Origin of the sequence: Marinomonas pollencensis (assembly GCF_003387375.1) — a bacterium.
In the GTDB taxonomy this organism is placed as follows: Bacteria; Pseudomonadota; Gammaproteobacteria; order Pseudomonadales; family Marinomonadaceae; genus Marinomonas; species Marinomonas pollencensis.
In genome coordinates, this window is record NZ_QUNG01000023.1 from 1 (window position 1) to 11743 (window position 11743).

General features: G+C 39.5%; 12 protein-coding genes. 11 read left to right on the forward strand and 1 reads right to left on the reverse strand.

Annotation, left to right across the window (positions count from 1 at the left end; translation table 11 throughout):
- Positions 1-216: 216 nt before the first annotated feature.
- The 11 genes from DFP81_RS17725 (at position 217) to DFP81_RS17775 (ending at position 11590) form a co-directional block, all read left to right on the forward strand.
- On the forward strand, positions 217-990 hold the full coding sequence (locus DFP81_RS17725; protein ID WP_115899224.1) for an ABC transporter permease: 774 nt from the start codon (positions 217-219) through the stop codon (positions 988-990).
- Positions 987-2042, forward strand: a complete 1056-nt coding sequence (locus DFP81_RS17730; protein ID WP_115899225.1) for an ABC transporter ATP-binding protein — start codon at positions 987-989, stop codon at positions 2040-2042. Before DFP81_RS17725 ends, DFP81_RS17730 begins: the two co-directional genes overlap by 4 nt.
- 1 nt (position 2043) lies before the next feature.
- On the forward strand, positions 2044-3078 hold the full coding sequence (locus DFP81_RS17735; RefSeq protein WP_115899226.1) for a sulfotransferase family protein: 1035 nt from the start codon (positions 2044-2046) through the stop codon (positions 3076-3078).
- Between the two features lie 14 nt (positions 3079-3092).
- A complete protein-coding gene (locus DFP81_RS17740) occupies positions 3093-4862 on the forward strand; it encodes a glycosyltransferase (RefSeq protein WP_115899227.1) in 1770 nt (589 codons plus the stop codon).
- Positions 4863-4952: 90 nt separating this feature from the next.
- On the forward strand, positions 4953-6035 hold the full coding sequence (rfbB, locus tag DFP81_RS17745) for a dTDP-glucose 4,6-dehydratase (RefSeq protein ID WP_115899228.1): 1083 nt from the start codon (positions 4953-4955) through the stop codon (positions 6033-6035).
- A gap of 72 nt (positions 6036-6107) precedes the next feature.
- The gene (gene rfbA, locus DFP81_RS17750; protein WP_115899229.1) at positions 6108-6989 is read left to right on the forward strand and encodes a glucose-1-phosphate thymidylyltransferase RfbA; all 882 of its coding nucleotides are present in this window, start codon (positions 6108-6110) and stop codon (positions 6987-6989) included.
- A gap of 132 nt (positions 6990-7121) precedes the next feature.
- Complete coding sequence (rfbC, locus tag DFP81_RS17755) at positions 7122-7655, forward strand: dTDP-4-dehydrorhamnose 3,5-epimerase (protein WP_115899230.1); 534 nt, start codon at positions 7122-7124, stop codon at positions 7653-7655.
- Between the two features lie 11 nt (positions 7656-7666).
- Positions 7667-8545: a dTDP-4-dehydrorhamnose reductase gene (gene rfbD, locus DFP81_RS17760; RefSeq protein ID WP_115899231.1), complete on the forward strand. Its 879-nt coding sequence runs from the start codon at positions 7667-7669 to the stop codon at positions 8543-8545.
- A 5-nt stretch (positions 8546-8550) separates the two neighbouring features.
- Complete coding sequence (locus DFP81_RS17765; RefSeq protein ID WP_115899232.1) at positions 8551-9468, forward strand: glycosyltransferase family 2 protein; 918 nt, start codon at positions 8551-8553, stop codon at positions 9466-9468.
- Positions 9469-9522: 54 nt separating this feature from the next.
- Entirely contained in the window at positions 9523-10920 is a 1398-nt protein-coding gene (locus tag DFP81_RS17770; protein WP_115899233.1) for a mannose-1-phosphate guanylyltransferase/mannose-6-phosphate isomerase, read from the forward strand.
- A 19-nt stretch (positions 10921-10939) separates the two neighbouring features.
- Positions 10940-11590 (forward strand): phosphohexomutase domain-containing protein, encoded by a 651-nt coding sequence (locus tag DFP81_RS17775; RefSeq protein ID WP_181903137.1) that lies wholly within the window; start codon positions 10940-10942, stop codon positions 11588-11590.
- A gap of 18 nt (positions 11591-11608) precedes the next feature.
- Here DFP81_RS17775 and DFP81_RS17780 read toward each other — a convergent pair.
- A partial coding sequence (locus DFP81_RS17780) for a transposase domain-containing protein (protein ID WP_147299451.1) occupies positions 11609-11743 on the reverse strand: 135 nt, incomplete at its 5' end.

Here is an 11743-nt window from a genome sequence, read left to right on the forward strand (position 1 = left end):
TACAAATAGGCTTGAATCTGGTATCGTTGTCCTTCGATCAACTGCTTATAGCTCATGGTAATACTCTAATTGTTTGGCGACGTTAGAATACCACCCATGGGCAGTTGATCTCTCGCCACCTACTCAACCATGAGTGGTGCACTTATTATCTGAATTTGCGCTATAATAAAATTAAGTTCATTTCTCCTTCAAATAAGTAAGTGATTAAGACAAAGTATGTTTAAGAATAAGTTGCGTTTGTATGAGTTGATTTGGGTTAGAGCTACTCTTAACCTTAAATCAGAAGCTTCAGTGAATAGGTTAAGTTATGCGTGGTGGATTATAGAACCTTTGCTTCATATGGCAGCATATTACTTTGTGTTTGCTTTTTTGCTTGATCGAGGGGATGAGCGCTATGTGGCTTTCTTGCTGACAGGGTTGGTCCCTTGGTTGTGGTTTTCGAAATCTGTAAACAGGGCAATGTCAAGCGTAAGCAAGGGGGCATCACTTATGAACCAACTTCACGTGCCAAAGGTGTTTTTTCCGCTTACTTGTCTCTTGCAAGATAGTCTTAAACAAGTGTTTGTATTTATGTTGCTGTTTTTGTATGCATTGATATACGGTGCTCCATTAGATGGGAATTGGTTATGGTTGGTGTTGATTGTCTGTATGGAATTGGTTTTTATTTATAGTGTATCGCTTGTCTTAGCTATCGTGATTCCGTTTTTAAGGGATCTTTCTCAAATAGTACCTGCTTTATTGCAGTTTATGATGTTTTGCTCAGGTATCTTTTTTTCTTACAAAAGCATTCCAGAAGAATTGCATGAAATGTTCTTTATAAATCCAATGGCGGTGATTTTAAGGTGTTTTAGAGATGTGCTTGTAGACGGTATTCCACCACCTTTTAGTCTCATGTTTTATGTTTTCTTTATAAGTGTTGTGTTGTTATTGTTATCCTATTTTTTATATAAAAAATTTGAGTATAAGCTGTCTAGGGTTGTTTTGGAATGATTGCTAAAGAGAAGATTATTGAGTTAAAGGATGTTGCTGTTTACTATAAACAAAAAACTTCTTTCTTTAAAAGTAAAAAGTATTGGGCATTAAGTGGCTTGTGTTTTGATGTCTATAAGGGAGAGACGCTCGCTATTTTAGGAAGAAATGGTGCGGGTAAATCTACGCTTCTGCGTTTGTTGGCTGGTATTATCAAGCCGGATAGTGGAAGTATAATTCACCATACCAAAAGTGTTTCTTTAATGGCCTTAGCTGCTGGGTTTGATACTAACCTTTCAGGCAGAGAGAACTCTTTAATAAGTGGTATGCTTTTAGGGTATTCTAAAAAAAATACTATAAGATTAATTGATAAGATAAAGCAGTTTTCAGAGTTACAAGATTTTTTTGAGCATCCAGTAAAAACTTATTCGTCAGGAATGAAGGCTAGATTAGCGTTCTCAATTGCAATGTATTTATCCCCTGATGTGTTGTTGATTGATGAGGTGCTCGGGGTCGGTGATGTTAGTTTTAAGGATAAGGCTGAGCGGGTATTAGAAGATAAAATCAACTCAGATATGACCGTGATAATAGTTTCTCATTCCGAAAAGCAGGTGAATAACTTAGCTGAACGTGTTGTGTGGATTGATGGGGGGGTTGTTCGAAAAACAGGGAAGCCTTCTGAGATTTTTTCAGAATATAATATAAACTCTAATTTTTCTACTTATGGCCTTAAGGTTGTGGATTATAAGTTTAAAGAAGATTATTTTTTTCAAATATCTATTGAATCCTATAAAAATGGTAGAGTTGAGTTTGAATGTGTGGCTATTAATTTAGAAAATAGGAAGATAGATTCTCTTATTTTCTTTGAGACGTTAAATGATGATGTTAATTTTTTTGAGTTGGACTCACCCACCGCTACGCCGAAGTACAAAAAAATGTATCCAGATTTAGATTTTTCTGATTACAGTCGCTTTAATGGTGGAGTGATGAATGTTTCTTCCGCTTATTCTATTTATGCGATATGTGACGGCATAAAAGAAGAGGTTCTCAGTTTTTCAATTGAAAAGGTGTAATGTGAAAAAAGCACAGGAAATTTCCAATGAAAGCCCCGTTGTCGTTTTAGGCATGCATCGTTCTGGCTCCTCGGCAATTACTGAGATGCTAACTTTATTTGATTTATATTTTGGGAAAGAAGAAGACAGTATTGGCTCAAGCTCCCAGAATTCAAGGGGGTTTTGGGAGCGCAGAGATGTTAGAGATGTGAACGACAAAATACTGTTTAGCGCTCATTGTGATTGGGATACGATCTCAAATTTTAATTTAGAGTTAATGGAAGGTGTTACTCAAGATGGTATTGTTGATCAAATTAAAAAATTAGATAGTCAGCTACAGGCTTTTACTGAAAGCGAAGGTAAAAAAAGTTACCTTTTAAAAGAACCACGAATGTGTCTAACCTTTCCTCTTTGGGAAAGGTCTTTTAAAAATAAATCAGCTGTAATATTCATACATAGAAACCCATTAGAAGTGGCTGCAAGTTTAAATAAACGAAATGATTTTGATGAAGGCTATTCGTTGACCCTTTGGTATAACTATGTTCTACATGCCTTAAAAAATTTAAAAGGCAAGAGGGTTCTTTTTATTTCTTATGAGCAGCTTAATGCTAATCCTGTTTCTGTGTCTGAGAAGATACATGCTTTTTTACTCTCAGAAAACATTTTATCATCAATGCCTGATAGAAATAGAATTTCAGATATTATTCAAGGTGACTTGAGACACCAAAAGCAAAGTATAGATTTTCTTCCGAATAGATATAAAGAGTTGAATGACGTTGTAGAGTCTTTTTGTGCTAAAGATGATGCTTCTATAATTGACGATTTTTCATATTTTGAATTTATAGAGGCAGATAAAGAAACGGAGTGGAATATCATTTTTAATAAATATTTAAATTTTAAAAAAGAGTATATTAATACAGAGTCTTATGTTCATAAGCTGAAGTTAGATAAGAAAATCTTGACTGAGCAAGTCGTTTCTAAAAATAAAGAAATCTCATCATATAAGAATGATCTCTTTGTTAAATTTTATGTTAAGATTAAAAATATTTTGAAGTAGAGGTTTCTATTATAATGCGTCGTATGAAAAAGGTGTTAAAGAAAGTAATTATAAGGTTATTCGGTAAGTATGTTCCTACTAATATTAAGTATATCGGACATGGTTTTACACCGATTGCTGAAGGTGGTCATAAATATAGAGTTGATAATTATTTAAAGTATAAAGGTGTAAATAATAAAATTGCTTTTTTTACTGCTATCACAGGTGGGTATGAAGACTTTAAATTACCAGAGTTCTTTGACTTAGATATTGATTACTTTGTTTTTACAGATGACGCAAGTTTGTTTGTCCCACAGCCATTTAAAAAAATACTTTTAGATAAGTATGAGTCTGACCCAACTAGGCTCGCTCGCTGGGTTAAGTTAAACCCTCATAAGATTCTATCTAGTTATGACTATACGATTTGGGTTGATTCTAATTTATTGGTACGTGGTAGTCTAATTCATTATGTCAGTATGATGAAAAGAAAAAACTCTCAATTGGGTTTTTTTAAGCACCCTGAAAGGTCTACTTTAGAAGAAGAAATAACAGCTTGTAAAAAATTATCTAAAGATACTGATAGAGATATTGATAACCAGTTTCAGGTTTACTTGTCTAAGTATGGTGCTGAACGTTTGAGCGAAGTTAGTTTAATTGAAAGTAATGTTTACATAGCGGATATTAAAAGCAGCGGAGTAGATAAGTTTTTTCAGGATTGGTATTTTGATTTGTTTCGATACTCTAGAAGGGATCAGATTTCTCTTCCGATCGCTTTATTGAATAATCAAGGCCTTAATGTTTTTTATTGCGAAGATGATAGAAGTTTAATACCTAGGTTTAATAAAAGTATTTTTGAGATCTTTAGACATGTAGATAAGAGTACTTATTTAACTCCAACTTTTTTTGAACCTGCTAAAGCATTAAAATTACATGATTTAGAATTGATTTCTTCATCTAAAAGTAAAAGCTCTATTTCGATAGTAGTATCAGTTTATAATGCTCATGAAGAAGTCAAAGAGTTACTCGACTCGCTGGTCTTGCAAACTGATAAAGATTTTGAGCTGGTTATAGTTGATGATGCTAGTGACCAAGATGCGAAAAATGTGTTGGTAAGTTATCAATCTAAAATACCATTAACGTTATTAACACATGACGTGAACAAAGGGTATACAAGAACGGTTAATGATGGTGTCTCATTAGCTAACAATAATATGATTGTGGTTTTAAATAGCGATACAGTGTTACCGGTTGATTTTGTTTGTAAACTAAAGTCATACTCAATGAAGTTCCCTAATATAGATGCATTTGGCCCTCTCACTAATGCAGGTAGTTGGCAGAATACCCCAGATTTACGGGATAAAACTGGAAAAATAGCTATAAATAAACTTCCATATGGTATGGATGTTAATCAATTTAACTCTCAGCTTTGTTCATCGAATGATGATCTTAGTTTAGTTAAAGTGAATTTGTTGAATGGTTTTTGTTACGCTGTGCGAAAAGAAGTTTATGAGGCTACTGGTTTACTCGATGAAGAAACTTTTCCTACAGGGTATGGTGAAGAAGATGATTTCTTTATTCGCCTGAATAGTTTGGGCTTTCAGGCAGCTGTTATGACAGGGGTTTATGTTTTTCATCATAAAACGAAAAGTTTTACGTCAGAACAGAAAAAATCCTACTCTAAAGCAGGGCTACAGTCGCTTTATGCTAAGCATACTAAAGCGCTAGTTACTCGTTTAGTTAAAAACTCATCTGAGAACCCATTATTGAAGCAGCATAGAGATGAAGTTAAGAAGAAATTTTATTAATGATTATGCCGCTCATCAATCTATAGATATTAATCAAATAACAAATATCTAAGTGCTTAAAGTGTAGCTTTGTTTACGTTAGGAGAAAAAGTGAAGATATTGGTAACAGGAGGAGCGGGCTTTATCGGCAGTGCCGTGGTCCGACATTTATTGGCAGACACTGACCACAGTGTGGTCAACCTGGATAAGCTAACTTATGCGGGCAATACGGAATCCATCCCAAGTGCTTTGCATTCGCCTCGTTATGTTTTTGAGCAGGTTGATATTTGTGATGCCGTTGAGTTAGATCGCGTTTTTAGCGAACAGCAGCCAGATCTTATTATGCACCTGGCGGCAGAAAGCCATGTGGATCGTTCTATCGATGGCCCTGGGGCGTTTATCCACACCAACCTAGTGGGCACTTACACCATTCTAGAAGCCACGCGCAAATATTGGACTGGGCTACCCCCTGGGAAGAAAGCCGCGTTTCGTTTTCATCACATCTCTACCGATGAAGTCTATGGGGATTTACCCCATCCAGACGAAATCTCCAAAGGCGAAGCGTTACCTCTTTTCACAGAAGAAACCTCTTACGCGCCAAGCTCTCCATACTCAGCGAGCAAAGCCGGTTCTGATCATCTAGTTCGTGCTTGGCAGCGTACTTATGGTTTGCCGACCATAGTGACCAACTGTTCTAACAACTATGGCCCTTATCACTTTCCTGAAAAGCTCGTGCCGCACATTATTCTTAACGCTTTAGCGGGCAAAGCCCTGCCAGTGTACGGTGACGGCTCACAGATTCGTGACTGGCTCTATGTAGAAGACCACGCTCGTGCCTTAGTGAAAGTGGTCACCCAAGGGGAAGATGGCGAAACCTACAACATAGGCGGCCATAACGAAAAACGTAACATAGAGGTTGTACACATATTGTGTGACCTGTTGGAAGAAATGGTGCCAACCAAGCCCGCTGGCGTAAACGCCTATCGGGATCTCATCACCTTTGTGAAAGACCGCCCAGGGCACGACGTGCGCTACGCCATAGACGCCAGCAAGATGACCCGTGATCTCGACTGGAACCCACAAGAAACCTTCGAAACCGGCATGAGGAAAACCGTGCAATGGTATTTGGAGAACAAAGAGTGGTGGAATAGAGTTTTAGGCGGGGAGTATAGATTAGGTCGGCTGGGTAACTAATTATATACCCACGTAAAAAACGTATTAGATTTGGTCCTATTAAATTTTAGGCTTTATAAGAAAGGAAATGTAATGAATGGTAGAAAAGGTATTGTTTTAGCTGGAGGAAGTGGGTCTCGATTGCACCCACTCACTTTAGCAACCTCGAAACAGCTGATGCCTGTTTACGATAAACCGATGATCTACTACCCGTTGTCTGTCCTCATGCTGGCGGGTATCAATGAAGTACTTATCATCACGACCCCAGAAGACCAAGATTCTTTTAAACGCCTTTTAGGTGATGGGAGCTGCTTTGGTATTCAATTGACCTATGCGATTCAACCAACGCCTGACGGTCTTGCTCAAGCCTTTATTATAGGTGAAGAGTTTATTGGTGAAGATGATGTGGCTTTAGTGTTAGGTGATAATATCTTTTTTGGGCAGCATTTTTCTTTGAAGTTACAAGACGCCATGAACAAAGCCTCTGGAGCAACAGTTTTTGGCTATCATGTTAATGATCCTGAGCGTTTTGGTGTGGTGGAATTTGACGACGAAGGCAAAGCCATCAGCATTCAAGAAAAACCCACACTGCCAAAATCCCCTTACGCCGTCACCGGCTTGTACTTTTACGACAACGACGTGATTGAGATTGCCAAAAGCATTAAGCCATCACATCGTGGCGAGCTAGAAATCACCGACATCAACCTCGCCTATTTAAAACGCGGTGATCTTAACGTTTCCGTACTCGGCCGTGGCTTTGCTTGGCTAGACACTGGCACCCACGATTCATTACTCGAAGCCGGCCAGTTTGTACAAACCGTCGAACATCGCCAAGGGCTAAAAGTCGCTTGTTTGGAAGAAATCGCCTACCGCCAAAACTGGGTAACACAAGAACACCTAATAAAACGCGGTACTGCTTTAAAGAAAACCGGCTATGGCAAATTTCTACTAAAAGTCGCCGACGGCTACAAATAAAACCTGTTCCTTCCCCACTTCCCTTAAAATGAAAGCAAGGGGAAGGCTAGGATGGGGTTGTGCCCTGGCACTTGGGCTTTGGAACATAGGTTTTCACTACAAATGGCAAACAAGTTAAAAATTGGTGAGTAAATGAACTTAATCAAAACAGACGTAGAAGGCGCTTTCATTATAGAGCCTAAAGTATTTGGCGACGAGCGCGGTTTCTTCTTAGAGACTTTCCAAGCCGAACGTTACAAAGAGCAGCTTGGAATAGACTTGGATTTTGTACAAGACAACCACTCGCGCTCAGGCAAAAACGTACTACGTGGCTTACACTTTCAAAAGACCCGCCCACAAGGAAAATTAGTCCGTGTTGTTCGTGGGGAAGTCTTCGATGTGGCAGTAGACATCCGCAAAGACTCCCCAACCTACGGCAAGTGGGCAGGTGTGTACCTAACAGAAGAAAACAAACGCCAGTTTTGGGTACCACCAGGTCTTGCCCATGGTTTTGTTGTGTTATCGGACGTGGCGGATTTTGAATACAAATGCACCGATTACTACGACCCAAGTGACGAAGGCTGCCTCATGTGGAACGACCCAACCGTCGCCATCGAGTGGCCTGAAGGCATAGAGCCAATCTTGTCTTATAAAGATAAGTTTGGACTGCAGCTTAAGGATTTTTAAGGTAGTAAATTATGCGAATACTACTTACTGGTAAAAACGGTCAGTTAGGAAGATGTTTTCAAGATACTTTATTAAATTGTCAGCATGAGTTATTTGCTTTTTCTTCTACTGAGTTAGACATTACTCAAAGAGATAAAGTATTTGAAATAACACGTCGTATTACACCAGATATTATAGTAAACGCTGCCGCATATACAGCTGTTGATAAAGCGGAGTCTGAACCAGATAAAGCTTTTTTAGTTAATTGTACAGGAGTTAAATTTTTATCTGAAGCAGCTTCTGATTTAGGCGTGCCTTTGATTCACATATCAACAGATTATGTTTTTGATGGTGAAGCAGTCGAACCATATACACTTAACAACACGACAGACCCTAAAAGTATATATGGAAAAACGAAACTTTCTGGCGAAAAAGTTATTCGGTCGATGATGACAGATCATATTATTCTTCGTACTTCATGGGTTTTTAGTGAGTACGGCAATAATTTCGTAAAGTCTATTGTTCGTCTAGGTACTGAGCGTAATGAACTCAGTGTGGTGGCAGATCAGTATGGGTGTCCCACTTACGCAGGTGATCTAGCAGAAGCTATTTTAAACTTATGTGAACAATATGAAAAAAATGGTCGACTAGAGTGGGGGACTTATCATTATTCTGGTGATAACCCGACAAGTTGGCATGGTTTTGCAAGAGCTATTCTTGTTAAAGCTAATCGATTTCAATTAATTGTGAACTTCCCGAAATTAAATGTCATTGGATCCGAACAATATAAGGTTGCAGCTGAAAGACCTAGGTATTCTGTTATGGACTTATCTGCGATAAGTAGAATCAATTTGATGCCATCTAATTGGTGTAAGGCATTAGATAAAGTATTAATAAAGCTAAACGAGTGATGTATATGGATATAACGGTAGTGATTCCTACTTATAATGGTGGCGAATTATGGAAAGAAGCATTGCGCTTACTCGTTGATCAAGAGCCTGCTATTTATAGAATAAAGGTTATTGATTCATCTTCTAGTGATGGTACGAGAGAAATATCTGAAAGCTTCGGCGTAGATGTTGAGGTCATCGAAAGTAAAAATTTCGACCATGGTGGAACGCGTTCTAATGCATTAAATGATATTGACACAAAGTTTGTTGTTTTTCTCACCCAGGATGCATTACTGGTTGATAAGTTCTCTATTGAGCAACTTATATCTGTTTTTGATGAAGATGAATCTGTTCAATGCGTTTATGGGAGACAGTTACCTCATATCAATGCTAATCCTCTAGCACAACATGCAAGATATAGAAATTACAAGAAAAAAAGCTATATAACGAGCCTTAATGACGCTTACCCAGAAGGTTTTCAAAAATCTTTTTTTTCAAATTCCTTTTCTGCGTATCGTACTGACTTTCTTCGTTCAATTGGTGGTTTCCCTAACAATCTAATTTTAGGCGAAGATGTATACGTAGCTGCTAAAGCTCTTTTTCATGGTAATAAAGTAGCTTATAAATCAACTGCAGAAGTGATGCATTCTCATAATTATGCTGTAAAAGAAGAATTTAGCCGTTATTTTGATATTGGTGTTTTTCATGCAACACAGCCTTGGATTCTAAAAGAGCTTGGGCCAGTTGAAGGAAAAGGTTTTTCTTTCGCATTAGACCAGATTAAGTATTTGCTTTCTAAAAAAGAGTATAAATGGCTACTGTCTTCAATTTTTTCCTCGCTTGCTAAATTTATAGGTTATAAGCTAGGAAAACATTACAAGATATTGGGGAAAAGCATATCTAGAAAAATGTCAATGTATAAAAGTTACTGGAATAATGTATAAATCGATTAAGAAACCTTCATTATTTCTAAAAGTTATTTTCTACGAAGGCTTTTTATGAAAATTATCCCCGTGATTTTATCTGGTGGCTCGGGCAGTCGTCTCTGGCCTGTGTCTAGAGAGTATTATGCTAAGCAATGTTTGCCCTTGGTCGACGCCAATTTTAGTCTGTTACAAAACACCGTGCTACGCACGGAGTCCTTCGCCTTTTCTTCCCCTATAGTTGTTTGTAACGAGTCTCATCGCTTTTTAATTGCTCAGCAATTACAAGACATAGGAGTGGTTCAAGCAAGTATTCTACTTGAGCCAGAAGGGCGTAATACCGCACCAGCCATTGCCTTGGCCGCACTAGAAGCTCAGCACAAGGGCTTGGATGATGCTTTGTTACTGGTGCTGCCAGCCGATCATGTTATCCGTGATGTTTCAGCTTTTGAAAAAGCCATTCAGCAGGCGTCGGATCTTACAGCGAGCAATGGCCTTGTCACATTTGGTGTACAACCAACTCGAGCAGAAACCGGCTATGGCTATATTCGCTCAGGCGCTGATTTTGCCGTGGCGGAGTTTGTGGAAAAACCAGACGAAACTACCGCTCAGTCTTATTTAGATTCCGGTGATTACCTGTGGAACAGTGGTATGTTTTTGTTTAAAGCAAAGGCGTATTTATCTGAACTGGCGACTTATCGTCGTGATATCTCAGAGGCAGTGAAGGTGGCTTATCAAGGTCGAAGCGAAGACATGGACTTTGTGCGTATTGATGCGGCCGCCTTTGCCGCTTGTCCCGAAATGTCTATTGATTACGCAGTGATGGAGCCGACTAAGAATGCCAAAGTGGTTCCCTATGCTGGTGACTGGAGCGACATAGGCACTTGGGATGCCTTGTATGATTATGCCGACAAAGACGCAGAGCAAAATGTGCTACTGGGTGATGTAATGGCAGAAAACACAAACAACTGTCTAGTGCGAGCTGAATCTCGCTTAGTGGCGGCGGTTGGAGTAGATAACCTTGTCATTGTTGAAACGGCCGATGCTGTATTAGTGATGAACAAAAACAACGCCCAAGATGTCAAAAAGGTGGTGAAGCGACTTAAAGAAGAAGGTCGTGATGAACACATGCATCACACCACGGTACATCGCCCTTGGGGGACATACCAAACAGTGGATCTTGGTGATCGCCATCAAGTAAAGCGCATCACAGTGAAACCAGGTGAAAAACTGAGCCTACAGATGCATCACCACAGAGCTGAACATTGGGTCGTAGTATCGGGTACAGCCAAAGTGCAGCTTGGTGATAAAGAGTTACTGCTGACAGAAAACGAGTCCACTTATATTCCAGTGGGTGTCGTACACGCCCTAGAAAACCCAGGAAAAATTCCACTCGCACTGATCGAAGTACAATCGGGTGGTTACTTGGGAGAAGACGATATCGTGCGCTTCAGTGATCGTTATGGGCGTTAACAACGTGGATACTTTAGCCATGAAAAAAATCTTCGTTAATCAACTTAGCCAAGAGCAAAATGTGGCTTTTGGCACCAGTGATGTTCGGGGCTTGGTCACTGACCTCACGCCTGAATTGTGTTTTGCCTTTGTTTCATCCTTCTTGCAAAGGGTTTGCCCAGGTAGTCAGCAAGTCGCTGTTGGTATCGATTTACGCCCAAGCAGTCCGGACATTGCTAAAGCCTGCTTAGCGGCCATCGACGCCCATGGTGCAGAAACCATTTATTGCGGTGCCTTACCGACCCCTGCTTTGGCGTTTTATGGGATGCAAAACGCGATACCTGCAGTGATGGTCACAGGAAGTCATATTCCTTTTGATCGCAATGGCATTAAGTTTTATCGCCCAGATGGGGAGATCAGTAAAGCAGACGAAGCCGCGATTATGGAAGGTGACGTTTCTCTTCCCACAGCTTTAGCGGAGCAAGTTGAACAAGCGATATTACCCGCTGTAAACAACATAGCGACGGAGTTATTCAAAACGCGCTATACCAATTTGTTTCCTGACGATATGTTGCAAGGCAAGCGTATCGGTGTGTATGAGCACTCCAGTGTCGCTCGGGATGCAATAAAAGAACTGCTAGACCACTTTGGTGCCGAAGTTATTTCACTGGAGCGTACTGAGACATTGTGAGCGTCCGGGCGTCCCCACCTAGAGGCGCTGGACATTCCATGGCAGAAGATTATCAAGACTGTCGTTAGCCTGTCTTTTGGGCAGTTCTTCGAAGAGCTTTACTAGATAATCATAAGGAATAAGACCATTCGCTTTTGCCGTTTCGATGATGCT